18 protein-coding genes are annotated in these 24,302 nt (G+C 68.2%); 10 read left to right on the top strand and 8 right to left on the bottom strand.

The genetic code is table 11. The annotated features are described in order from the left end of the window. Positions 1-8 precede the first annotated feature (8 nt). The 6 genes from aceB (at position 9) to E0H50_RS34880 (ending at position 7,142) form a co-directional block, all read left to right on the top strand. Positions 9-1,574, top strand: coding sequence for a malate synthase A (gene aceB / locus E0H50_RS34905; RefSeq protein ID WP_131295281.1), 1,566 nt, complete (start codon positions 9-11; stop codon positions 1,572-1,574). Between the two features lie 133 nt (positions 1,575-1,707). Further along, entirely contained in the window at positions 1,708-3,495 is a 1,788-nt protein-coding gene (locus E0H50_RS34900) for a peptide ABC transporter substrate-binding protein (RefSeq protein ID WP_131295280.1), read from the top strand. A 1-nt stretch (position 3,496) separates the two neighbouring features. Further along, positions 3,497-4,474, top strand: coding sequence for an ABC transporter permease (locus E0H50_RS34895; RefSeq protein ID WP_131295279.1), 978 nt, complete (start codon positions 3,497-3,499; stop codon positions 4,472-4,474). Beyond that, positions 4,461-5,390, top strand: coding sequence for an ABC transporter permease (locus E0H50_RS34890; RefSeq protein WP_131295278.1), 930 nt, complete (start codon positions 4,461-4,463; stop codon positions 5,388-5,390). Before E0H50_RS34895 ends, E0H50_RS34890 begins: the two co-directional genes overlap by 14 nt. Then, positions 5,387-6,364 carry an ABC transporter ATP-binding protein gene (locus E0H50_RS34885; protein ID WP_131295277.1) on the top strand — a complete coding sequence of 326 codons (978 nt, stop codon included), beginning with the start codon at positions 5,387-5,389 and terminating at the stop codon, positions 6,362-6,364. The genes E0H50_RS34890 and E0H50_RS34885 overlap by 4 nt, the downstream gene beginning before the upstream one ends. Further along, positions 6,357-7,142, top strand: a complete 786-nt coding sequence (locus E0H50_RS34880) for an ATP-binding cassette domain-containing protein (protein WP_131295276.1) — start codon at positions 6,357-6,359, stop codon at positions 7,140-7,142. Before E0H50_RS34885 ends, E0H50_RS34880 begins: the two co-directional genes overlap by 8 nt. An 86-nt stretch (positions 7,143-7,228) precedes the next feature. On the opposite strand, the gene E0H50_RS34875 is transcribed toward E0H50_RS34880, so the two are convergent. From E0H50_RS34875 to E0H50_RS34865, 3 genes are all read right to left on the bottom strand, one after another. Continuing rightward, positions 7,229-8,383 carry a DegT/DnrJ/EryC1/StrS family aminotransferase gene (locus E0H50_RS34875; protein ID WP_131295275.1) on the bottom strand — a complete coding sequence of 385 codons (1,155 nt, stop codon included), beginning with the start codon at positions 8,381-8,383 and terminating at the stop codon, positions 7,229-7,231. After that, positions 8,365-10,140, bottom strand: coding sequence for a polysaccharide deacetylase family protein (locus tag E0H50_RS34870; protein WP_131295274.1), 1,776 nt, complete (start codon positions 10,138-10,140; stop codon positions 8,365-8,367). The genes E0H50_RS34875 and E0H50_RS34870 overlap by 19 nt, the downstream gene beginning before the upstream one ends. A gap of 69 nt (positions 10,141-10,209) precedes the next feature. Continuing rightward, positions 10,210-11,514, bottom strand: a complete 1,305-nt coding sequence (locus E0H50_RS34865) for a transcriptional regulator (RefSeq protein WP_131295273.1) — start codon at positions 11,512-11,514, stop codon at positions 10,210-10,212. Positions 11,515-11,648: 134 nt separating this feature from the next. Here E0H50_RS34865 and E0H50_RS34860 point away from each other — a divergent pair, with 134 nt between their 5' ends. Continuing rightward, a complete protein-coding gene (locus E0H50_RS34860) occupies positions 11,649-11,870 on the top strand; it encodes a hypothetical protein (protein ID WP_131295272.1) in 222 nt (73 codons plus the stop codon). A 38-nt stretch (positions 11,871-11,908) separates the two neighbouring features. On the opposite strand, the gene E0H50_RS34855 is transcribed toward E0H50_RS34860, so the two are convergent. The 5 genes from E0H50_RS34855 to E0H50_RS34835 all read right to left on the bottom strand — a co-directional run bounded on the left by E0H50_RS34855 (position 11,909) and on the right by E0H50_RS34835 (position 17,613). Then, positions 11,909-12,565, bottom strand: a complete 657-nt coding sequence (locus E0H50_RS34855; protein ID WP_131295271.1) for a Rid family hydrolase — start codon at positions 12,563-12,565, stop codon at positions 11,909-11,911. Next, the gene (locus E0H50_RS34850; RefSeq protein ID WP_131295270.1) at positions 12,562-14,142 is read right to left on the bottom strand and encodes a flavin monoamine oxidase family protein; all 1,581 of its coding nucleotides are present in this window, start codon (positions 14,140-14,142) and stop codon (positions 12,562-12,564) included. The genes E0H50_RS34855 and E0H50_RS34850 overlap by 4 nt, the downstream gene beginning before the upstream one ends. A gap of 113 nt (positions 14,143-14,255) precedes the next feature. Continuing rightward, on the bottom strand, positions 14,256-15,032 hold the full coding sequence (locus E0H50_RS34845; protein WP_131295269.1) for a S1 family peptidase: 777 nt from the start codon (positions 15,030-15,032) through the stop codon (positions 14,256-14,258). 35 nt (positions 15,033-15,067) lie between these two features. Continuing rightward, positions 15,068-17,197 (bottom strand): bifunctional polysaccharide deacetylase/glycosyltransferase family 2 protein, encoded by a 2,130-nt coding sequence (locus tag E0H50_RS34840; RefSeq protein WP_238151571.1) that lies wholly within the window; start codon positions 17,195-17,197, stop codon positions 15,068-15,070. Then, positions 17,194-17,613, bottom strand: a complete 420-nt coding sequence (locus E0H50_RS34835; RefSeq protein ID WP_131295268.1) for a hypothetical protein — start codon at positions 17,611-17,613, stop codon at positions 17,194-17,196. The genes E0H50_RS34840 and E0H50_RS34835 overlap by 4 nt, the downstream gene beginning before the upstream one ends. A gap of 260 nt (positions 17,614-17,873) precedes the next feature. Between E0H50_RS34835 and glgX the strand changes: the two genes are divergently transcribed. From glgX to treZ, 3 genes are read left to right on the top strand one after another with little or no spacing between them, the layout of a single operon-like run. Further along, complete coding sequence (glgX, locus tag E0H50_RS34830) at positions 17,874-19,991, top strand: glycogen debranching protein GlgX (protein ID WP_131295267.1); 2,118 nt, start codon at positions 17,874-17,876, stop codon at positions 19,989-19,991. Continuing rightward, positions 19,988-22,417, top strand: coding sequence for a malto-oligosyltrehalose synthase (gene treY / locus E0H50_RS34825; RefSeq protein WP_131295266.1), 2,430 nt, complete (start codon positions 19,988-19,990; stop codon positions 22,415-22,417). Before glgX ends, treY begins: the two co-directional genes overlap by 4 nt. A 5-nt stretch (positions 22,418-22,422) precedes the next feature. Continuing rightward, positions 22,423-24,150, top strand: coding sequence for a malto-oligosyltrehalose trehalohydrolase (gene treZ / locus E0H50_RS34820; RefSeq protein WP_131295265.1), 1,728 nt, complete (start codon positions 22,423-22,425; stop codon positions 24,148-24,150). Positions 24,151-24,302 lie beyond the last annotated feature (152 nt).

Raw genomic sequence — 24,302 nt, 5'->3', positions numbered from 1 at the left:
GAGTTCCTGTGGCAGTCGAGGTCAGCGGCCCGATGGGCGAGCGGTACGACGAGATCCTCACCGAGCGTGCACTCGGACTGATCGAGACGCTGCACTGTGCGTACGACGGGCGGCGCCGGGAGCTGCTCGAGCGGCGTGCGCAGCGGGTCGCGGAGATCGCGGCCGGGGCGTCGCTGGGGTTCCTGCCGGACACGAAGGACGTTCGGGACGACCCGGAGTGGCGGGTCGCGCCCGCTGCTCCGGGGCTGGTCGACCGGCGGGTGGAGATCACCGGGCCGACCGACCGGAAGATGACGATCAACGCGCTGAACTCGGGCGCCAAGGTGTGGCTGGCCGACCAGGAGGACGCGAACACGCCGACCTGGGAGAACGTGGTCGGCGGCCAGCTCAATCTGCTCGACGCGATCACCCGGCGGATCGACTTCAGCACCGACACGAAGAGCTACGCGCTGAAGCCGGACGAGGAGCTGGCCACGATCGTCGTCCGGCCGCGGGGCTGGCACCTGCCGGAGAAGCACCTCCTCGTCGACGGTGAGCCCACTTCCGGCTCGCTGGTCGATTTCGCGCTCTACCTGAGCGCTTGCGGGCAGCTCCAGCTCGACCGCGGCCAGGGGCCGTACTTCTACCTGCCGAAGATGGAGTCGCACCTCGAGGCGCGGCTGTGGAACGACGTGTTCGTCACCGCGCAGGAAGCGCTCGGCATCCCGCGCGGGACGATCCGCGCGACCGTGCTGATCGAGACCTACCCGGCCGCGTTCGAGATGGAGGAGATCCTGTACGAGCTGCGCGAGCACTCGGCCGGACTGAACGCGGGGCGCTGGGACTACATGTTCAGCGTGATCAAGACGCACCGGACCCGCGGCAAGGACTTCCAGCTGCCGGACCGGAACAGCGTGACCATGACGGTGCCGTTCATGCGCGCGTACACCGAGCTGCTCGTGCGGACCTGTCACAAGCGCGGTGCGCACGCGATCGGCGGGATGGCGGCGTTCATCCCGAGCAAGGACCCGGCGGTGAACGAGGTCGCCTTCGCGAAGGTCGAGGCGGACAAGACCCGCGAGGCCGGCGACGGCTTCGACGGTTCGTGGGTCGCGCACCCGGGGATGGTCGAGACCGCCCTGAAGGTCTTCGACTCGGTCCTCGGCGAGCGCCCGAACCAGGTCGACAAGCTGCGCGAGGACGTCGCGGTGACCGCCGAGCAGTTGCTGGACGTCGCGGCCACTCCTGGTGAGGTGACCGAGGAAGGTCTCCGCAGCAACGTCAGCGTCGCGATCCAGTACCTGGCCGCCTGGCTCGACGGCACCGGCGCCGTCGGCATCTTCAACCTGATGGAGGACGCGGCCACCGCCGAGATCTCCCGGTCGCAGATCTGGCAGTGGCGCCGTAACCAGGTCACCCTCGACACCGGGGTAACGGTCACCACCGAATTGGTCGAGCGGATCGCCGACGAGGAGATCGCGAAACTCGGTACGCCGGAGCGGTACGACGCCGCTCGCGCCCTGTTCCTGGAGGTCGCGCTGGCCGACGAGTACGTGGACTTCCTGACGCTGCCGGCGTACGAGCGCTTCGGCTGACCTGGAGTCTGCCGCCAGGGGAGACCGATCTAGATCAATTTCGGTAATGGCCGTAAAGCGTTGACATCGACGCTTCCACGGCCCTACGGTCGCGCCATAAGTCGAGTTCAGGACGCCAGAAAGGCGACACTCCATGGCCCACCGCGCGAGCTCGGTTCCCCCTGTCGGACAGACCCGGCGCGACTTCCTGCGACTGTCCGGTCTGACCCTCGCCGCCCTCGGCGGCAGTTGGTCGCTGACCGGTTGCGGTCTGTTCGGAGACGACAGCAAAGCGGCCGACGGTCAGTCGACGCTGAAGATCGACTACGTCCCTGTTGAAGTGCTGGACCCGCAGGTGATCACCAACGGCATGTGGATCCTCAGCCGTGGGATCTCCGAGGGCCTGGTGACCCAGAACGAGAAGGGCGACGGCGTGCTGCCGGCCGTCGCGTCCGAATGGAAGGTCTCCGACGACCATCTGACCTACACGTTCACGCTGCGCGACAACGCGCAGTGGTCCGACGGCAAGCCCGTCGTCGCACAGGACTTCGAGCGGACCTACAAGCGGCTGTTCACCCCGGCGGCGACGTCGGCCGGCGGTACGACGCTCGGCGCGAACAGCTACCAGGTGTCGACCGGGATCAAGGGCGGCAAGGACTTCCTGGCCGGCGTACTGACCGACTGGTCGAAGGTCGGGGTGAAGGCGAACGGGGACCACGAGCTGGTCCTCACCCTGTCGAACCCGAACCCGGACTTCCTGCTGGCGCTGACCCACCCGGCGATGCTGCCGCTGCCGATGGACCTGGTCGAGAGCAAGCCGAAGGACTGGCAGAACCCGCCGAACTACGTGTCCAACGGGCCGTACACGGTGACCGAGTGGGTCCCGAACTCCAAGCTGATCCTGGTGCCGAACGAGAAGTACTGGGACCGCGGCAACGTCAAGATCGGCCGGATCCAGGTCAACCTCGTCGAGCCCAGCGCGGCGGCGACCGCGACAGTGGCGTACGAGAACGGCGAGACCGATCTGGTGCAGCTGGCCGGCCCCGACGTACTGCGGTTCCAGAAGGACGCGAACCTGTCGAAGGAGCTCGAGCAGACCGAGAACTACAGCATCCTCTACCTGGCGAAGCTGCGGAGCCAGCACGCCGCGATGGAGGACGTCCGGGTCCGCAAGGCACTCTCGCTCGCGCTCGACCGCAAGACCCTGGCCGGCGTACAGCCCGGTCAGGAGCCTGGCGTCTCGCTGGTGACCAGCCGGACCGGAGGCTGGGACGCAAGCCTCGGGATCAAGGAGGATGTCGCCGAGGCGAAGCGGCTGCTCGCCGAGGCCGGCTATCCGAACGGCCAGGGCCTGCCGCCGGTGCGGATCCTCGTCGGCGTACCGGACACCACGCTCGCCGACGCGATGGTGGACAGCTGGACCAAGCAGCTCGGGATCAAGGCGAGTGTCGACCACGTCGAGGCCGGCGTGTACACCGAGCGGCGGTGGCAGGTTCAGAAGGGCAACTACATCGGCTTCTACTACGGCACGTTCGCCGGGCTGCCGACCTGGCCGACGATGGTCGGCTCGCTGTGGTCGCCGAAGAACGTGCAGGAGATCAGCCTGCCGAGCGACCAGTGGCAGAAGTACCAGTCCGTGCAGGAGGACAAGAAACTCAAGCCGGCAGACAAGACCGCGCAGCTCGACGCCATCCTCGCCGGGCACGCCTCGAAACCTGCGCGAGACATCGGCGCGCTGGTCGACAAGGCCAACACCGAGCGGGACGACGCGAAGCGGATGGAGCTGTACAAACAGGCCGCCAAGCTGCGCGAGGAGCAGTACCTGTACCTGCCGGTGCTCTGGCTGAGCCTCTTCCACGCGGTCAAGCCGAAGGTGCACGGGCTGCAACTGCGGGCGTATCCGGACTACTTCTACCTCAAGTCGCTGAGCGTAGGGAGCTGACGTGGGGCTCGCCGGTTACATCGGCAAGCGGGCCGTGCGCCTGGTCCTCTCGTTGATCGCGGTCTCGATCCTCACGTTCACCCTGCTGCAGCTCGCGCCCGGCAACTTCGCCGATCTGCAGCGGGTGAACAGCGGCGCCACCAACTTCGGCGGTGTCGGCACCGAGTCGATGGTCGGCGAGCTCGAGTCCCGGTACGGCGCCGACGTACCGGTCTGGAAGCAGTACCTGATCTTCATGAAGGGCGCGGTCGTCTGGGACTTCGGACCGTCGTACAAGTACGCGAGCCGCAACGTGCAGGACATCATCTCGGAGGCGTTTCCCGTTTCGGCGACGCTAGCGGTGCTAGCAGTCCTGCTCGCGTTGCTGATCGCCGTACCTGTCGGGGTGTTCGCGGCGTTGCGGCAGAACTCGAAGACCGACCACACGACGATGTTCGTGGTCACGCTCGGGCACGCACTGCCCAGCTATCTGACGGCGGCGTTCATGATCCTGTTGTTCTCCGCCACGTTGAAGCTGCTGCCGTCCGGCGGCTGGAACGGCCCGGAGGACATGATCCTGCCGGTGCTCGCGCTCAGCCTCGGGCCTGCCGCGGTGCTGGCGCGGTACGTGCGGTCGAGCATGCTGGAGACCCTCCGCGAGGAGTACGTGACCGCGGCGCTGGCCAAGGGCGGTCCGCGGCGTACCGTCATCATCCGGCACGCCCTGCGCAACTCGTTGATTCCCCTCGTCACCGTGGCCGGTCCGCTGCTGGCTGCGCTGATGACCGGCACGGTGTTCGTCGAGGCACTGCTGCGGATCCCCGGTCTCGGCTTGTACTTCGCGAACGCGGCGGCCAGCCGGGACATGCCGTTGCTGATGGGTACGGCGCTGTTCTTCGCGCTGATCCTGATGGTGACCAACCTGGTCGTGGACCTGATCTACGGACTCCTCGACCCCCGAATCCGTACCGTGGGAGGTGGGTCCCATGACGGCCACTGAGGGCGTCGAGGCGGTGGTCGGTACGACGGGTACCGGCGAACCGGAGCCGATCGAGCGCGGGACCACCGCACGCGGGCCCTGGGCGCGGGCGTGGTCCCGGTTTCGTCAGCACCGGCTGGCGTTCGGCAGTCTGATCTTCTGCGCGCTGCTGATTCTCACCGCGATCGCGGCGCCGCTGATCGCGCCGTACGGCTATGAGGAAACCGACATCCAGCACAAGCTGGCGGGGCCGGGCGCTCCGGGGCATCTGCTCGGCACCGACCTGCTCGGCCGGGACATCCTCAGCCGGCTGATCTACGGTCTGCAGACGGCGCTGACCGTGGCGTTCGGTGCGGAGCTGACGGCGCTCGTGCTGGCGTTGGCGATCGGGCTGCTGGCGGGCTATCTCGGCGGCCGGGTCGAATCGTTGCTGATGGCATTCACCGACGTGATGTACGCGTTCCCCAGCTACCTGTTCGCGGTCGTGATGGTCACCGTGCTCGGGCGCAGCATCTTCGCGCTGGTGGTCGCGATCGGCATCGCGTCGTGGGTCACCCAGGCGCGGCTGGTCCGGGCCCAGGTGATGACGCTGAAGGAACGCGAGTACGTCGAGGCGGCCCGGTCGATGGGCGCCAAGGGCAGCACGATCGCGATCCGGTACATCCTGCCGAACGCGATCGGGCCGATCCTGGTCACCACGAGCTTCGCGATCCCGGCCGCGATCGCAGCCGAGGCCGGTCTCGCGCTGCTCGGGCTCGGCGTCCAGCCACCGACGCCGTCCTGGGGCGCGATGATCAGCGAGGGCAGCCGGTACCTGCTCGCCGCACCGCACATGCTGGTCGCGCCGGCCGTGCTCTTTGCCCTTACCTTGCTGGCGTTCACGTGGATCGGTGACGGCGTACGGGATGCTTTCGACCCGAGTGGGGAGCAGCGATGAGCGACGAGGCGTTGCTGTCCGTGCGTGGGTTGCGGACGACGTTCCGGCGCGACGGCGCCGAGCCGCTGACGGCCGTCGACGGGGTGTCGTTCGACGTACGCCGTGGGCAGGCGCTGGCGATCGTCGGCGAGAGCGGAAGCGGTAAGAGCGTCACGATGCGCAGCGTGATGGGCATCCTGCCGCGGACCGCGCGGATCACCGACGGCCAGGCGATGTTCGGTGGACGGGACCTGCTGGCGATCGGCGACAAGGAGTTGCGCAAGGTCCGCGGTCGCGACATCGCGATGGTGTTCCAGAGCGCGATGGAGGCGATGAACCCCACGTTGACGCTGGAGCGCCAACTCACCGAACACCTGCTCTGGCACGGGATCTGCAACAAGGCCGAAGCTCGCAAGCGGGCGGTACGGGCGCTTGGTGACGTCGGGATCCCCGACCCGGAGAAGCGGATCCGCACGTACCCGTTCCAGCTGTCCGGTGGGATGCGGCAGCGCGCGATGATCGCGATGGCGATGGTGACCGAGCCGGCGCTGCTGATCGCCGACGAGCCCACCACCGCCGTCGACGTCACCGTGCAACGGCAGATCCTCGACCTGCTGGCGGAGCTGAAGAACCGCGGCACCGGCGTCATCATGATCACCCACGACCTCGGCGTCGCCCGGTACTTCTGCGACGACGCGGTGGTGATGTACGCCGGTCGCGTGGTCGAGCGGGCGCCGATGGACCGGCTGCTCGACGACCCGCGCCATCCGTACAGCGTCGGGCTGCTCGGCTCGGGGGTCGAGGTCGGCGGCCGGGAGCTGCCGTTGCGGCCGATCCCAGGTAGTCCGCCCGACCTGTCCCATCGTCCCGACGGCTGCCCGTTCCATCCGCGGTGTGCGCGGGCCGAGCTGCCCAGGTGCGGGACGGAGCAAGAGACTCTGACGATCGGTCCCGGCCGGGACGCCGCGTGCTGGAAGGTGGCCGTCGATGCCTGACAAGCTGGTCCATGCAGAGTCGGTGACCAAGGTTTTCCGGACCCGCGCCGGTGAGGTCCGCGCTGTCGATGACGTCTCGCTGACTGTGCACCGCGGCGAGACGCTCGGTCTGGTGGGGGAAAGCGGCAGCGGGAAGTCCACGATGGCGCGGCTGATGATGGGGCTGCAGACCCCGACCTCGGGGCGGGTCGAGTTCGACGGGCAGGACCTGAGCAAGCTGCCGGCTCGCGAGTTGCGGCTGTTGCGGCCGCGGATGCAGATGGTGTTCCAGAACCCGTACGGGTCCCTGCTCCCACATTTCAGTGCCATCGGCAACGTGATGGAGCCGCTACGCCTGCACGAACGGGGCGACAAGGAGTCACGGCGTACCAAAGCCCTTGAGTTGCTGGACTTGGTCGGTATCAATACCGGTCACGCGGAGCTGTATCCTCGGCAGTTCTCGGGCGGTCAGCAGCAGCGCATCGCGATCGCCCGTGCGCTCGCGCTCGAACCCGACCTGCTGGTGTGCGACGAGCCGACGTCGTCCCTCGACGTCTCGATCCAGGCCCAGATCCTCGAACTCTTCACCGACCTCCGAGACCGCCTCGGCCTGTCCTTCCTGTTCATCTCCCACAACCTCGCGGTCGTAGAACGCCTCGCCGACCGAGTAGCAGTCATGAACAAAGGCCGCGTAGTCGAGGAGGGTTCCACCGAGGACCTCTTCCGCGCCCCCCAAGACGACTACACCCGCCAACTACTCTCCGCCGTACTCCCCATCCGCCAGGCCCCCGGACTTTGATGGGTTGACGTCCGAGATGCTGGGTTTGCGTCCGGGATCTTGGACGTAAACCCAGCATCTGGTGGGTGTACCCATCAGATGCGTGCTCAGTCGGCTGCCTGTGTTGCTGCGGTGATGGCGGTTGCGATGGCGTGGGTTTGGGCTTCGGTGCCCAGGAGGTAGGGCTGGGGGAGCCAGATGGTGTCGGTGGAGACTCGGTCGGCGTTCGGGCAGGGCGCCTCGGGGTAGGGCTGGCCTAGGCGGGTGGTGATTGCCTGGGCTTCTTGGAGTACGGCGTGGTTGCGGTGGAGGGGGACGTAGCCGCTGGAGACTCTGGTGATGCCTGCTGCTGTTAGGGACTCGAGTACGGCGGCGCGGTTGCGGACTCGGAGCATGAAGAGGTGGCGGCCGTGGGCGGTGATTGATGGGTCTTCGGGGGCGAGCTGGATGCCGTCGACGTCGGTCAGCAGGTCTGTGAGGAGCCGGGCGTTACGTTCGCGGACTTCCTGCAGGGCGGGGTGACGCCGAAGCTGGACCCGGAGGATCGCGGCCTGGAACTCGGTCAGCCGCAGGTTGTACCCGACGGCCTCGTGCTGGTACCACCCACCGCCCGGCACCCGGCCGACGTTCACCAGCGAGTACACCGCGCCCGCCAACTCCGCGGAGTCGGTGAGCACCGCGCCGCCCTCGCCGGCGGTGATGTTCTTGCTGCTCTGGAAGCTGAACGTGCCGAGGTCACCGATCGCGCCGACCGGACGCCCCTTGTACGCCGCCCCGTGTGCCTGGGCCGCGTCCTCGATGATCGTCAGCCCGTGCTTCGCGCCGAGTGTGGTGAAGGCGTCCATGTTCGCCGGCCGACCCGCGAGATGAACGACGACGATCGCCTTCGTCCGTTCGGTGATCGCCGCCTCGGCCGCGGCAGGATCGAGGAGATGGGTGTCCGCGTCCACGTCCGCGAAGACCGGCACCGCACCGACGAACAGCGCCGCCGAGGCGGTCGCGATGAACGTGTACGGCGGCACGATCACCTCGTCGCCGATACCGACACCGGCCGCCCGCAGCGCCACCGCGATGGCGAGCGTCCCGTTGGCCAGGCAGATCGCGTGCCCCGCCTGCTGGTACTCCGCGAACTCCTGCTGGAAGGTGGCGACGACGTCCCCGCTGGTGCTGCCCCAGTTCCCGGAGTTCAGCACCTCCAGCAGGGCCTTCGCCTCGTCATCGCCGTACTGCGGCCACTCGGACGTCATGGTGTGATCACCCATCTGTTGTCTCCGGCAACGATATCCGCGGTCAGTTCGACGAAGGTCCGGCCGAGCCGCACCACCGCCTGGGCCGAACCTTCGCCCTCCTTCACGACAGGGGCGGTGGTGCTCGGTACGGCGAGCAGCACCGCAGCGCCGGGCACCGGCTCCACAGCCTCGGCTCGTACGGCGAGCCCGTCCGGATGCGGCTCGACCGACAGCACGACTCCACGCCGGCTGCGTTCCCAGCTGTTGATCCGGGTCGCCGTCCACCACGGCATCCCGCGCCGCCGGGCCTCCGCAGCGAGTTCGATACAAGCCGCCCGGGTCGGTGGGCGATGGTGCAAGTGCGGTCCATGGAACAGGAAGTGTGCGACGCCGTGTACGGACTGCGCGCCGTCCAGGATCACGTCCCGGACGGAGGCATGCCCGGCCCAGGCGAGATCCTGAGTGTGCAGCGGCAGGTTGAGCACGTCGTACAACCGATTGCCCTCAGCAACAGGCGCGAGCGGGAACGAGACGTGTGAAGCGCCGAACGTGAAGCCCACATCGCCTTGTTTGCTGGGCCCGCGCGACTCGTCGATCTGGATGCCGAGCCGTTCGCACCAGGTGTAGAACTCGGTCCAGCCCTCCCAGCGCGTGTAGTGGTTCTTGTTCGAAACGATCTGCTCGGTCCCGGTGACGGCTTGCGCCCACGCGTACTGCGCGCGCATCTGCGGCCACCCCCAGAGCGCAAGGTCCGCGTCGCCCATCGCGTTGTAATGCAGGGCATTCTCGTGCCCGGCCGCGGTGATCGCCGTGTACAACTCGGGCGAATAACCGCCCGGGAACACATGGCACCAGGTGACCTGAACGTCGGCTTCGGCGAAGGCATCGATCGCCGCCTGACCGTGTTCCTCGACGTTCTGGTCGGAGTCGTGTGACATGTGCGCGACGGCGTCGACACCCGCCGGCCAGTACCAGAGCCACGGCACCGCCGCGCCGGCCTGTGCAATGCCCCACCACAGGCTCTGCGCGAACAACGAGCACCACCAGTCGGCCTGCGGCTGGTCGAACATCGGTACGGCGCTCGGCGGCGGATAGGTGTGCTCGTACGTCGGGAGCAGGTCCGGCTCACCTGGTGGCATCGCGCGGTCCCGCTCGAAGCTGAGCACCATCCCGTCCTCGCACTTGAGGATGCCGTCGTCGATCGGCGCGGTGCCGTCGGCGGCCGGTGCACCGTCGGCGGTGACGGCGTACCCCTGCTGGACCCGGACGATGGTCTGCCACAGGTCGACGCCGTACGTCAGTACGACGCCCGCGCCGAGTCGGCGGAGAGTGGCGGCGGCCGCGTCGTCGTCCTGCCAGCGGGCGAGCACCTCCACCTCCTGACCGATGAGTCGATGACCGCCGACGGCATGCAGCGCGACCGGCGGGCGGGAGGACCAAACGGGGGTTTCGGACAGTACGACGTGGCCGTCCGCGACCGTTTCGCCCGCCGCGACGCCCGCGAGCGCGGCCAGTGGACCGGGATCGCCGACGAGGATCAGTACGCCGCCGTCGCGCACCCACTGCTCGAGCCCGTCGGCCGGACCGTCCGGCGTGGTGGCGAAGACCAGCACGAATACGTCGTCCGGCGGTGCGGCGGCTGCGCTTGGGGAGATCGACCGGTACGGCAGCCTCAGGTGCCCGAGCACCTCGGCCAGGTAGACCCACCAGGCGTCCTGGCCCGCCCGGTGGGCCCGCTCGGTCGCGGCCTGGTTGTCCACCACTGCGACTGCATGAAGGGGTTCTGGCACGCGACCAACCCTGCCTCAGGCGACTCCCTTCGGCAAGGCCTAAATAGCTGTTATGGACGACCGTAATAACTATCGCGGAATCTTCTCGACCAAGAGTTGATATGGGCGGGGAGGGCGGCCGAGTTTGCTCGAGCGGGGTGGGGGCATCGGCCAGGCCAGGCCCTCGTCGACCAGGGTGCTCAGCGTTCGGCGGGCGGTTCGCAGGGTGACGCCGAGGAGTTCGGCGACCTTCTCCGCGTCGACGATCCGTTCGGTGTCGTTGGCGTTCTCCAGTTGCTCGGCGAGCGTGGCGAGGATCTGAAGCGCGCGCGAGTCGCCCGGCACCGGACGCTCGGCGGCGCGTGTGCGCTCGCCCGGGACCTGCAGGACGAACCCGTGCGGCCCGACCACGAACGCCGTACCGCCGCCGGCCGCCTTGTCGACGGCGGACTGCGCGTTCACCTCCGCCTCGCGGGTCGACGTACCGAGACCGATGCCGACCTCGAGCCGGATCCCCAGCTCTTCGGAGATCCGGTCCAGGAACGGCGCCATCGACAGGTTGTCGGTGGCCAGCCGCAACGAGCCCATCGTCGTGACGATCAGGAAACTGTGTTCGTCCCGCGGCACCACCGCAGCGTCCATCGGCCGGGCGTCGCGCAGCAGCTCGCGGTGCAGTGACAGCCGCAGCTCCTGGTACCAGTACGCGCTGGCGCTCGCATGCGCCGGCAACGACGCGGCGGGCACCCGGACGATCATCGTGACGATCCGGGACTCCTCGAGCTTCGCGCCGCTGCCCATCAGGATCGCCGTGGTCAGCGCCTGCCGGATCGTCATCGACGACGGTGTCATCCGCAGCACCGGTACGCCGGCCTTCTGCAACGCGACGTCGACGGTCGGCACCGTGGTCACCGCCCCGGTGGTCCGCCCGCGCTCGTGCAGCGAGCGATGGAAGTCGAGGAACGTCTCGGCCGACTCCGGACCGGTGTACTCCTTCAGCCGTACGCCGGACGCGCTCAGGCCGATCTCTTCGTAGACGTGGGTGAGATCGCGCCGCGACATCGTGTCGACGCTGATCCGGGCGGGATCGAAGACCTTCTCGAGCACGCCGCGGAGCAGGGTCGAGAACAACGCCGGCCCGCCGCTCGGCACGTACGTCGCCGGCACCGGAAGCCCGCCCGCGACGGCCACGTCGTACGGCAGCGGTCCCGCGAACAGGAAGGAGTCGACGCGGGACGCGATTCGCGCCGCCTGCTCGTGTGCGTCGTGCTCGTCGGCGTACTGGGCGGTGACCAGTCGCAGGCCGGGGTTGTCCAGCTCGCGGGCCAGATTGATGATCCGGTGCACGATCTGCTCGGCGCCGACAACGCCGACCGTCACCTGTTCGTGGGTCGCCACTCGGTCAGGTTAACCGGCTCACCCGCGCGGCATCGTCTTTGTGCACGGCTCGACCACGAAGCCGGCCGGAAGATGGTTGGTGGGTGCACAAAGATGCCATGGGCCTTGGTGGTGCCGGCGCGTAGGGTTCGGCTATGGCGAGGATTGTGTTGCGGATCCGGTTGATCAGCGGTGACCACCTGGATCTCACCTACGAGGAGCCCGGGGCGGCGGAGGACGTGACTGTCCAGCATGCCGTCACAGCACTCGCTGGTGACAACGGCATGCTGCGGTGCAGACACGGTGACCGGGACATCGTGCTGTACGCCCGCGGCGTCGCCGCCGTCGAGATCGCGCCACGAGGTGCCGTGCTGTAGCCGGATGCCCCGGCCGGTGTGCCGGGGCATCCAAGCAACTAACGCTTCGGGTAGGCCGCGTCGACTTCTACTTCGACGAGCCAGCCGCCGACCGGGAGGTTCTCGATCTCCAGGGCGAAACGCGACGGGCGGGCCTTGTTGACCACGAACGGTTTCGCCGGTGCCGCCGTACCGAGGGGGACGGGGACGTAGGCGCCGGTGGTGAGGTCGGTGTTGGCGAAGTACTGGCGGTACGCCCGGTTCCATCCGGCGAAGTCGGCGACCGTCGCGCCGGCCGGGTTCTGCAGGAAGACGCGCATCGTGTAGACGTCGGCGTACGACAGGCCGGCGGCCGCGAGGTTCTCGCCGATCCGCCGCAGTGCGTTGATCCCTTGGGCTTCGGTGATGGTCACGCCCGCGGGCAACGCGCCGCCCGGGAAGACGGCCGTGTCGATGTACGCCGCCTCGGACCCGGCCGGTGCGCCCGTGTTGAGCGCCGACGGCCCGATGCCGCTGGTCTTGTAGACCGGAGTGTTGGCGCCGATTCCCACACCGCTCGCGATCATCGGGTTGGCCTGTCCGGCGGGCAGGGCGGGTACGACGGTGCCGGGTGCCGGCGGTTTCGGCTTGTTCCACCAACCTGCGGCTGTGGTGGCGCCACCACCGAAGGACAGCGCCACGACGGCGACACCGGCGATCAGAGAGCGTCGCTTCATCGGTTCACCACCCGGGTGTGCAGGGCGGTCACGGCCGCGCGAGCGGACACCATCGCACCGTGCTGCCAGGCGATGGCGTGTGACAGGTGGTCGCCGGCGAAGTAGATGTTGCCGGTGGCATCGAGCAGCCGGGCATAGACCCCGTCGGTCTGGGACGGCCAGCTGACCCAGGCGGCCTCGGAGTACTTGGTGCCCAGCCAGTTGACCGAGAACGACGCCTTCACGTCCTTCGTGTAGACGTCGCCGTGCATCTTGGCGCCCTGCATCAGCGCGCGCTCCAGCCGGGCGGCCGGCGTCAGAGCGCCGTACGTGTTGGCGTTGGCGCCGGTGTTGTAGTAGCCGATCATCGTGCCGCGGTCGCCGTGGAAGCCGTACGACGGATACCAGGTGTTCACCGTGTCGAGGCTGCTGTTGGTGATGCCGCCGTAGATCCGGTGGTCCTCCTCCCACCAGCGCCGGCCGTACTCGATGCCGATCTTGCCCGCGTTCGTCGGCCGGGCGTACTTGAGGGCCTCGACGATCGGTGTGGGCAGGTTCGACGGGACCTTCGCGGCCAGGTGCGGCGGCAGCGTGCAGATGGCGTAGTCCGCGGTGACCATCCTGGTCCGCGAGCCGGTCTTGTACGTGACCTGCACACCGTTGCCGGTGTTGCTCAGCCCGGTGACCTCGGCGCCGTACCGGATCTTGTCCTTGCCGATCGCGCGCTCGAACGCGTACGGGATCCGGTCCATCCCGCCGACCGGCTGGAACATCATCACCGCCTGGTCCCAGCCGAACTCGAACGAGAAGTAGTTGCCGACACCGCTGGCGAAGACGTCGCTCAGTGCGTACGGCGCCGCCGTCGTACCGCCCTCCATCCCGGCGCCCGGTTCAACCGTGTAGCCGCGCCGCCCGTCGGTCCCGGTGTAGGCGAACCCGGACGCCTTGTTCCCGATCGAGCCGAAGCTGGTGAGGAATGCGGTCAGCGCCTGCTTGTCGGCCGCGGTCAGCATGCTGTCGAGCGCGCCTTGGTCGGCGGCCGTGGCGAGCAGTTCGGCGACGTACCCGTACACGTCGGCCTTGGCGGTGCGGTGCCGGATCGGCTTGTTCGACAGGCTGGTGGTGCCTTCGCGATAGAGGTACGCGTCGGCGTTCTGGTTGACGAACGGCTCGATCGCGACGCCGAGCTCGCGGCAGTAGTCGAGCGTCACGTGATGCTGCGGCAGCCGCGCCGGCCCGGCGTTCATGTACTGACCGGGCGAGAACGTGGCGCGCTGGGTGTTACCGGCCAGGTCCGTCTCGACGGTGCCGCCGCGCACGGTCCAGTTGCGGCCGCCGGGGCGCTGCCGGGCCTCGAGCAACGTGACCTTGTAACCGGCCTTCAGGAGTTCGTACGCCGACGTGAGTCCGGCGATCCCGGCGCCCAGGATGACGACGTGCTTGGCGCCACGGCCGTTGAGATCGGCCCGCGACGGGGCGGCGTACGCGGGAGTTTCGGCGACGCCCGTGAGGCCGAGCGCCGACATGGTGGAGTAGAGAACCCCTGCTCCACCGGTGATTCCGACCTGTTGCAGGAACTGACGTCTGGTCTGCGCCATGTTTCTCCTCACTGGGCAACTGGGTAGCTGACCAGAAAGGTAAGGACATGGTGTTTTGGTGGCGTGTCAGGACCGTGACGTATTAACGCTCGTACTGCCAGGTATGTTTCGCCTTAACGAACCTGTTGTGCAGTACGAACCTGTTGAAGCAGCGCCTTCGCCGCGCCTGCGATCTCCGTGTAAACGCCGGGTTTGCCGGGTTGGGCGCAGCCCTGGCCCCAGGAGACGACACCGAGCAGCCGGCCGTTCAGGACGAGCGGGCCGCCGGAGTCGCCCTGGCACGCGTCGGTGCCGCCCGCGAGATAGCCGGCGCAGACGTTGGTCGCGGCGGCGTACCCGTTGGAGACGTAGCTCTTGACCGCCAGGCAGGCCTTGTCTCCGAGGTCGGGTACGGCGGCCTTCTGCAGGGTCTCGTCCGGACCGGTGCCCTGCGTGTCACCCCATCCGTAGACGGTCGGTACTGCGCCTCGCCGGTCCGATCGCGCACGGGTCTCCAGCGGCAGGACCGGTACGCCGACGAACGGCGTCGCCAGTGTCAGCACCGCGACGTCGTACCGGTGGTCCTTCGTGTTGTAGCCCGGGTGAACCCACGCTTTGCTGATCGCCGACACCTGGCCGACCGAGTCGTCCTCGAGGTTCGCCCGCCCCTGCACGGCGTAGTACGTCGACACCGCCTCGTCCATGCAGTGCGCGGCCGTGACGATCTTGTCCGGGGCGACCAGGGCGGCTCCGCAGTACCGGCCGCTCGATGACACGGACTGCGTGTTGTTCAACGCGATCGCCCACGGCGCCTCGGTTGTGCTCGCCACCGTCCCTCCGACGACCACCGGCTTCGCACCGGCCGTGACCACCAGCAGAATCCCGACAAGAAGTACAGCCCGCTTCAGCATTCCATCACCCTACGTGCGACAACGATCGCAGTAGGTTAGCGAATCTCCGGATGTACGGGTGCTTGGAGGCTGCCGTAGCGCTCCATGCGTTGCCAGCGGAGCCTGGTGCCGGCCAGGGCGGTGAAGACCGACTGGATGACCACCAGGTACATCAGCTGTCGGTAGACGAACTGCTGCAACGGCAGCGTCCACAGCGGTCCGGCCCGCTCCCCGTCCAGCCGGAACGCGTAGAAGCCCATGGCCACCTGCAGTACGACGAAACCGGCCCAGACCGACAGCACGCGGACCGGGTCGAGGAACACCAGGCCGTAGATCGCGAACACGTCGACAACGGGTGCCAGCAGTGGCAGCAGCACCTGGAAGAGCATGAGGTACGTCAGACCGCGACGGCCGAACTTCCCTGCCCGGCCGCCCTGCACCATCGCCCCGCGGTGCTTCCACATCGCCTGGAGCGTCCCGTAGCACCAGCGGTACCGCTGCCGCCACAGTGCGCCCAGTGACGCCGGCGCCTCGGTCCACGCCACCGCACTCTCCTCGTAGACCACCCGCCAGCCGTCCCGGCACAGTGCCATGGTCAGGTCGGTGTCCTCGGCCAGCGTCACGTCACTCAGTCCGCCGATCCGCTCCAGCGCCGTACGGCGAAACGCGCCGACTGCGCCGGGCACGGTCGGCATGCACTCGGCGAGATCGAACAACCGGCGATCCAGGTTGAACCCGATCACGTACTCGATGTGCTGCCAGCGTCCGAGCAGACCGCGCCGGTTGCCCACCTTGGCGTTGCCCGACACGGCCCCGACGGACGGGTGCCCGAACGGCTGGATGAGCTTGCGGACAGCGTCCGGCTCGAACACGGTGTCGCCGTCGACCATCACGATCAGTTCGAACCGTGCCGCGCGCAGCCCGGTGTTCAGCGCGATCGGCTTGCCGGAGTTGGCCTGCCGGATCACGCGGACCCCAGGGATGTGCAGTGCTTCGACGAGGTCCGCCGTACCGTCCGTCGACCCGTCGTCGACGACGATCACCTCGAGCGGGTGGTCCGAGGCCACCAGTGAACGGATCGCGGCCTCGATCCCCGCGCTCTCGTTGTACGCCGGAACGATGACACTGACCGGTTCCGTCACCGGGGGCCCGTACGACCAGCCGCGCATCTTCACGTGCCGCCGGGCCGCGATGACCGTGGTGATCGCGCGCAGCACGCTCAGCGCGCCGGCGGCGTACAGCAGCCAGCCGATCAGGGCCATCACGGCGTCACTGATCCGCATCACCCAGATCACCGCGAGACCGCGGCCGCGGTCCAGCACACTCGCCTTCCGGGTGGGGTCCGGTAGGCCGACCGAGTCGCTGACCGTGGCGAACCGGAAGCCACGGGCCTTCAGCCGGGGGAGCAGTTTGCTCAGCGCCTCGACCGTCTGGCTGCGGTCGCCGCCCGCGTCGTGCATCAGCAGCACCTGTCCGGCTGTGCTCCGTGGCATCGAGTTGGCAATGACCTTTTCGGTCCCGGGCTTCCGCCAGTCCTCACTGTCCTGGCTGGTCAGCACTGCCAGGTACCCGGCTTTACGGATCTCCTGGAGTGCTTTCCAGTCGCGGTCGGTCAAGGCGTTCGGCTCGGAGGAGTACGGCGGCCGCAGCAGCGTCGTACTGACGCCCGTGGCACCGGCGAGGATCAGTTGGCTCTGCTTGAGCTCCAGCGAGCGTCGCCAGGAGGAGGCGGTCGCCAGGTTCGCGTGAGTGAAGCTGTGCACCGCGATCTGGTGACCTTCGGCCACGATCCGGCGGGCCAGGTCAGGATGGGCGGCGACCGCGGTGCCGACGACGAAGAACGTCGCGTGGACGTGTTGTTCCCGCAGCAGGTCCAGGATCTTCGGGGTCCAGACCGGATCGGGGCCGTCGTCGAAGGTGAGCGCGATGGTGCGGGCCTTCGGCGACACGGACCGCGGAGTGCCGTCGCCGGCGTCGATGACCGCTCCGCCGGTGACGATCTGCCGCGGTACCGATCCGGATCCTCCGGTCGGCTGGACCGCGCCGTCGGGCTCCGTACCGAACATGTGGTGCGTGTAGCCGTTCAGCAACAGCATGCTGGCCAGGCAGACCAGCAGCATGGTCAGCACGATCCAATGTGTGCGGAGCGGGACCTGCTTGGCGCGTCGTGCGACCGGTCTGCTCACGGTGCGGTCGGCGTCCTGGTCTTACCGGGCGGAGCGGTCGGCTTGTTGCCGTGCGTGGTGGTCGTCGCTGTCGGTGTGGGCGTGGGCGTGGTCGTCGGCGAGTTCGTCCGGCCCGGCGGTGTGGTCGTGGCCGTCGTCGGAGCAGTCGTCGGTACGACGGTCGGCGGCGGCACCGGGGTGATCGGCGGGACGCTGGTCGGGACGATCGTCGGGCTCGAGGTCGGTCCGCCGCTGGTGGAGGACTGTGGGGTGGAGCTCGGCTCGTCGTCCGGCGTACCGGAAGTGTCCGTCGGGCGAGGTGTCTCGAGCGCGATCTCGGCCGGCGGCGCGGTCGGCCGGTGCTTGGGTTTGGCCGCATCCGGGAGCGGAATGAGCGGGGTGTCCATCCGCGGTCCGCCGAGCAGACTACTGGCCATGAGCACGAGGTAACCGACGGTAGGTACAGCGAGGAAGGCGCCAGTGCGGCGGATGGTGCGACGGCGACGACCGGTCGAGTCGAGGAAGACCGGCCGCCGGTGAGAATGCGACTTCACAAGCGCGAGAGCTTAGTCGAACCGAGTCGGAATTGGGACGTTCCAAGTCTTGCAACTTGCTGCAAGCCCTTCCCCGGTGAATTCTGGCCACCGAAACACCCGGGGGTGCGGTGGCCGGGGGTCGGGGTGGCTACTGTCATCAGGTGCAGAAATGGCCTGGTCGTCCTTACCCTCTCGGAGCCACGTTCGACGGCGCCGGGACGAACTTCGCGGTGTTCTCGGAGGTTGCCGATCGAGTGGACCTGTCGCTGGTCGGCGACGACGGAACCGAGCAGCTGGTGCAGCTGACCGAGGTGGACGGCTTCGTCTGGCACGCGTACCTCCCCGGAGTGCAGCCGGGACAGCGCTACGGGTTCCGGGTGCACGGCCCGTTCAACCCGGCCGAGGGTGACCGGTGCAACCCGTCCAAGCTGCTGCTGGACCCGTACGCGAAGGCCGTAGACGGCCAGATCGACGGTGACGAGTCACTGTTCAGCTACCGGTTCGCGAAGCCCGACGAGCTGAACACCATGGACAACCGCGAGCACACCATGCTCTCGGTGGTGACCAACCCGTTCTTCGACTGGGGCAACGACCGCCCGCCGGGGCACGCGTACCACGAGACCGTGATCTACGAGGCGCACGTCAAGGGCCTCACCAAGACGCATCCGGGGCTGCCGGAGAACATCCGCGGTACGTACGCCGGGATCGGCCACCCGGCCGTCATCGAGCACCTCAAGGAGCTCGGGGTGTCCGCGATCGAGCTGATGCCGGTGCACCAGTTCGCCCAGGACGGCCACCTGCAGGAGCTCGGCCTGTCGAACTACTGGGGTTACAACACGATCGGCTTCTTCGCGCCGCACAACGCCTACTCGTCGACCGGCACCCGCGGTCAGCAGGTGACCGAGTTCAAGGCGATGGTGAAGGCGCTGCACGAGGCGGATATCGAGGTGATCCTCGACGTCGTCTACAACCACACCGCCGAGGGGAACGAGTTCGGTCCGACGCTGTCGTTCAAGGGCATCGACAACGCGGCGTACTACCGGCTGGTCGACCAGGACAAGACGCACTACTACGACACCACCGGCACCGGCAACAGCCTGCTGATGCGGCACCCGCACGTGCTGCAGCTGATCATGGACTCGCTGCGCTACTGGGTCACCGAGATGCACGTCGACGGCTTCCGCTTCGACCTCGCGGCCACGCTGGCCCGCCAGTTCCACGAGGTCGACCGGCTGTCGGCGTTCTTCGACCTGGTCCAGCAGGACCCGGTGGTGAGTCAGGTGAAGCTGATCGCCGAGCCGTGGGACGTGGGCGACGGCGGGTACCAGGTGGGTAACTTCCCGCCGCTGTGGACGGAGTGGAACGGGAAGTACCGCGACACCGTGCGGGACTTCTGGCGCGGCGAGCAGTACACACTGGCCGAGTTCGCCTCCCGGCTGACCGGCTCCTCGGACCTGTACCAGGACGACAGCCGCCGGCCGCTGGCCAGCATCAACTTCGTCACAGCGCACGACGGCTTCACGCTGCGCGACCTCGTGTCGTACAACGAGAAGCACAACGAGGCGAACGGCGAGGGCGGCAAGGACGGCGAGAGCCACAACCGCTCCTGGAACTGCGGTGTGGAGGGCTCGACGGACGACCCCGAGGTACTGCGACTGCGCGCCAAGCAGCAGCGCAACATCCTCACCACGCTGCTGATCTCGCAAGGCGTGCCGATGATCGCGCACGGCGACGAACTGGGCCGGACGCAGAGCGGCAACAACAACGTCTACTGCCAGGACAACGAGATCGCCTGGGTGGACTGGGCGCTCGGTGAGCCGCAGAAGCACCTGCTCGAGTTCACCCGGTCCGTGGTCCGCCTGCGCAACAATCACCCGGTGCTGCGCCGTCGCCGCTTCTTCCACGGCGACACGGGGATCGACGGACTCGGCGACCTGGTCTGGTTCGCGCCGAAGGGCGCCGAGATGCAGAACGGCGACTGGCAGCAGAACGACGCCCGGGCGATCGCGGTGTTCCTGAACGGCGATGCGATCTCCGAGCCGGACACCCGCGGCGAGCCCGTGGTCGACGACTCGTTCCTGATCCTGCTGAACAGCAACTACGAACCGGTCGACTTCCTCCTCCCACCCGAGGAGTACGGCGAGAACTGGACGGTCGTCGTCGACACGACGAGTGCCACCGGCGCGGGCACCGACGAGCCCCACGCCGCTGGGACGACAGTTCAGCTGGAGGCCCGCAGCACGCTGGTCCTGACCCGTCCGAGGCAGGCAGCCGGATGACGGTGCCGGTCTCTTCCCCGCCCCACCGCCCCGGTCATTCCCCGCAGGCTACTTACAGGTTCCAGCTTCGCGGTGAGTTCGGCTTCGACGACGCCGCCGCGGTGGTCCCGTACCTGGCCGGCCTCGGGATCTCCCACGCCTACCTCTCCCCGATCCTCCAAGCCGCACCTGGTTCCACCCACGGGTACGACGTGGTGGACCACAGCCGGCTGTCCGAGCCGATGGGCGGCCGTCCCGCGTTCGACCGGTTGTCCGCGCAACTCACCGAGCACCGCATGGGCGCCGTCGCGGACGTCGTACCGAACCATGTCGCCGTACCGACGCCGGAGAGTCTGAACAAGGCGCTGTGGTCGGTGCTGCGGCTCGGGCCGGGTTCGCAGTACGCGGACTGGTTCGACGTCGACTGGGGTGCGGGTAACCAGCCGTTGCTGATGGCGGTGCTGGGACAGCGGATCGGCAAGGTGCTGGCGGACGGCGAGCTGTCCGTCGACGGCGACGTACTGCGGTACTACGAGCACGAGTACCCGCTACGGCCGGGGACCGAGGAGCTGCCGCTCCAGGAGCTCGTCACCGAGCAGTGGTACCGCCTGGCGCACTGGCGGGTTGCTGACGAGGAGCTGAACTACAGGCGGTTCTTCGACGTCGACACGCTGGCCGCAGTACGCCAGGAGACGCAGGAGGTCTTCGACGCGACGCACCAGCTCCTGCTCGCGCTGCTGCACGAGGGCAAGCTCAACGGGTACCGGATCGACCACCCCGACGGTCTGGCTGACCCACGCGGCTACCTGCGCCGGCTGGCCGAGCGCACCGGTGGCGCGTGGGTCGTGGTGGAGAAGATCCTGGAAGGCGACGAGCAGCTCCCACGCGACTGGCCCTGCGCCGGCACCACCGGGTACGACGCCCTGCTGCGCGTCGGCGGCCTGTTCGTGGACCCTGCTGGTGCTGCGCCGCTTGCAGCACTCCATTCCGAGCTCACCGGCGCACCGGCCGACTTCGGACCCGTTGTGGAGCAGGCGAAGCGCGAGATCGTCCAGCACGGGCAGTACGCCGAGGTGCATCGGCTGGTCGAGTTGCTGGCCCGCATCTGCCAGGACGACGTACGGCTGCGTGACCACACCAGGCGGGCGTTCCACGAGGTCGTGGCCGAGTTGCTGGTCCAGTTCGACGTCTACCGTGCGTACGTCGTACCAGGAGAAGAGGCGCCGGCTAGTGCGGTTGCTGCGATGGAACGCGCGGCCGAGAAGGCGCGGGCCAACCTCGACGACGACCGGCAGGCGACGCTGGACGTCGTACTGCACCTCCTTCTGGGACGGGAGACGAACGCGATCGATGAGCAGGCGCGCGCCGAGCTGATCGTGCGCTTCCAGCAGACCTGTGGACCGGTGATGGCCAAGGGCGTCGAGGACACCGCGTTCTACCGGTGGCTGCGGCTCACGTCGCTCAACGAGGTCGGTGGAGACCCGGAGCACTTCGGTGTCACGCCGGAGGAGTTCCACGCGTACGCCTCCCAGCTGAACCAGCACTGGCCCAAGACGATGACCACACTGTCCACCCACGACACCAAGCGGTCCGAGGACGTGCGCGCGCGTCTCGGCGTACTGTCCGAGCAGCCCGCCGCCTGGTCGGAGGCGGTCCGTGAGTGGCGCAGGCTCTCGGAAGACCACCGGAGCCCGTTGCTGGACGGCAGCACGGAGTACCTGTTCTGGCAGACGCTCTTCGGTACCTGGCACGACGGGCCGCTCGCCGAGGACCGCCTGCAGGCGTACCTGTTGAAGGCGATCCGGGAGGCGAAGCGGCACACGTCGTGGACCTCACCCGATGACGAGTACGAACAGACCATCGCCGCCTTCGTTACAGCAGTCCTGCAAGACGAGACGCTGCTCGACGCGGTACGCCGCTTTGCTGACGAGCAGACCGACTACGTGCGCGCAGCGACGCTCGGACAGAAGCTGGTGCAGCTGACGATGCCCGGCGTACCGGACGTGTATCAGGGCACCGAACTGGTCGATCTGTCCCTCGTGGACCCCGACAACCGACGTCCCGTGGACTACGAGCAGCGCATCGAGCGGCTGCAGCGTCTGGACGACGGCGGCAAGCCGGAGGACCTGTCCGACGAGAAGCTGCTCGTCACGTCGCGGGCGCTCCGCCTCCGCCGGCAGTACCCGGAAGCCTTTGCCGGCAGCTATACGCCGCTCCCGACGTCCAACGGGCATGCGGTCGCATTCGCCCGTGGAGACGCGGTCATCACCGTGGCGACCAGGCTGCCCGCCGCCCTGCAACGTCTGGGCGGCTGGGGCGAGAGCACTGTGGTGCTGCCGAGTGGTCAGTGGAAGAACGTACTGACCGGCCGCGACGTCGGTAGCGGCGCGGCGCGGATCGTCGACCTGCTGACCGACCTGCCGGTTGCCCTGCTGGTCAGGAGCTGACAGCCATGCACACGTTCCGCGTCTGGGTACCTGAGGCGACGAACGTCGACCTGGTACTGCGGGACGGCGTGCTGCCGATGCGCTCGGTCGACGACGGCTGGTGGGAACGCCGGGTGGTCGAGGCGCACCACGGCACCGACTACGCGTACTCCGTCGACGGCAGCGATCCCCTCCCCGATCCACGCAGTCCCTGGCAGCCCGACGGCGTCCACGGGTTCAGCCGGGTCTTCGACGCGGACCGCTTCGAGTGGAACGACGACAGCTGGACAGGTCGCAACGTACGCGGTGCTGTCTTCTACGAACTCCACCTGGGCACCTTCACGTTGGAAGGCACGTTGGACGCCGCCGCCGAGCACCTGGACTACCTGGCTGTGCTTGGCGTAGAGGTGGTCTCTCTGCTGCCGGTAGCCGCGTTCCCGGGCGTCCACGGCTGGGGGTACGACGGTGTCGACCTGTACGCCGTCCACGCGCCGTACGGCGGTCCCGAAGCACTGCAGCGGTTCGTCGACCGGTGTCACGTCGCTGGACTCGCCGTGTGTCTCGACGTCGTCTACAACCACCTCGGCCCGAGCGGGAACTACCTGGCCAGCTTCGGTCCGTACTTCACCACGCGCCACTCCACCCCGTGGGGCCCCGCGGTCAACCTCGACGACACCGGCAGTCCCGAGGTACGACGGTGGATCTGTGACAACGCACTGCGCTGGTTCCGGGACTTCCACATCGACGTACTGCGGCTGGACGCCGTACACGCGCTGGTCGACGACAGTCCGACGCACCTCCTCCAGCAGCTGTCGACCGAGACCGCAGCGTTGTCCAAGGAAGTAGGGCGGCCGCTGGGGCTGGTGGCCGAGTCCGACCTCAACGACCCGCGGACGGTCGAGCCGGTGTCACAAGGCGGGATGGGCATGACCGCGCAGTGGAGCGACGACTTCCACCACGCGCTGCACGCGCTGCTGACCGGCGAGCGGTTCGGGTACTACGTGGACTTCGGGGACCCGGCCGTGTTCGCGAAAACGCTGACGCGGGTGTTCCTGCACGACGGGGAGTACTCGACGTTCCGCGGCAAGGACTGGGGACGGCCGGTGGATCGACGGACCCACCGCGGCGGCGAGTTCCTCGTCTACACGTCGAACCACGATCAGGTCGGCAACCGGGCGCTCGGCGATCGGCCCGCGTTGACGCCGGGGCAGCTCGCGATCGGTGCCGCGCTGGTGCTGACGTCGCCGTACACGCCGATGCTGTTCATGGGGGAGGAGTGGGGTGCGTCGACGCCCTGGCGGTTCTTCACCGATTTCACCGAGCCCGCGCTGGCTGATGCGGTGCGGACCGGGCGGCGGCGGGAGTTCGCGGAGTTCGATTGGGACGCGGACGAGATCCCGGACCCGCAGGATCCGCAGACGTGGCGGAGTTCGGTGCTCGACTGGTCCGAGCCGGACGAGGCGCCGCATCGCGACATACTCGCCTGGTACCGGCACCTGCTGACGTTCCGGGCCCGGATGCCCGAACTGCGCGACGACCGGCTCGAGTCCGTCGGGATCGCCTTCGACCCGGCCGGCGCCTGGCTCGTGGTGACCCGCGGCAGCCTGCGCGTGGCCGCGAACCTGACCGCGTCGGACGCGGTGGTTCCGGTCGACGCGATCCCGGAGTACCTGGTGATGTCGTTCGCCGGGGCTGAGCTCACCGACGACGGCGTGCGGTTGCCCGCTCACGGCGTCGCGATCCTCGCCGTCTGAGATTTTCCGAACAAAGTGCACGTTTGTGGGTCATTCCAACACAAGACGGCGTTCGAGCGTGTTGATCCGTGGTGATTTCCGGAATCGCTTGCTGCCGGGGCTCTCGTGACGGACTGTAGATGAGCCAGCAGGGGTCGGGGGGTTTGACGGGA

The sequence above is a fragment of the Kribbella sindirgiensis genome, assembly GCF_004331435.1.
GTDB classification, from domain to species: domain Bacteria; phylum Actinomycetota; class Actinomycetes; order Propionibacteriales; family Kribbellaceae; genus Kribbella; species Kribbella sindirgiensis.
Note: the sequence above shows the minus strand (reverse complement) of the source record. Positions and strands in the feature narration are given on the sequence as shown.

Excerpts from the sequence above, each read along its gene's own strand:
- E0H50_RS34900 (WP_131295280.1), top strand. The coding sequence starts at position 1,708 with ATGGCCCACCGCGCGAGCTCGGTTCCCCCTGTCGGACAGACCCGGCGC.
- E0H50_RS34890 (WP_131295278.1), top strand. The coding sequence starts at position 4,461 with ATGACGGCCACTGAGGGCGTCGAGGCGGTGGTCGGTACGACGGGTACC.
- E0H50_RS34885 (WP_131295277.1), top strand. The coding sequence starts at position 5,387 with ATGAGCGACGAGGCGTTGCTGTCCGTGCGTGGGTTGCGGACGACGTTC.
- E0H50_RS34880 (WP_131295276.1), top strand. The coding sequence starts at position 6,357 with ATGCCTGACAAGCTGGTCCATGCAGAGTCGGTGACCAAGGTTTTCCGG.
- E0H50_RS34875 (WP_131295275.1), bottom strand. The coding sequence starts at position 8,383 with ATGGGTGATCACACCATGACGTCCGAGTGGCCGCAGTACGGCGATGAC.
- E0H50_RS34860 (WP_131295272.1), top strand. The coding sequence starts at position 11,649 with ATGGCGAGGATTGTGTTGCGGATCCGGTTGATCAGCGGTGACCACCTG.
- E0H50_RS34855 (WP_131295271.1), bottom strand. The coding sequence starts at position 12,565 with ATGAAGCGACGCTCTCTGATCGCCGGTGTCGCCGTCGTGGCGCTGTCC.
- E0H50_RS34850 (WP_131295270.1), bottom strand. The coding sequence starts at position 14,142 with ATGGCGCAGACCAGACGTCAGTTCCTGCAACAGGTCGGAATCACCGGT.
- E0H50_RS34845 (WP_131295269.1), bottom strand. The coding sequence starts at position 15,032 with ATGCTGAAGCGGGCTGTACTTCTTGTCGGGATTCTGCTGGTGGTCACG.
- E0H50_RS34835 (WP_131295268.1), bottom strand. The coding sequence starts at position 17,613 with ATGGCCAGTAGTCTGCTCGGCGGACCGCGGATGGACACCCCGCTCATT.
- treY (WP_131295266.1), top strand. The coding sequence starts at position 19,988 with ATGACGGTGCCGGTCTCTTCCCCGCCCCACCGCCCCGGTCATTCCCCG.
- treZ (WP_131295265.1), top strand. The coding sequence starts at position 22,423 with ATGCACACGTTCCGCGTCTGGGTACCTGAGGCGACGAACGTCGACCTG.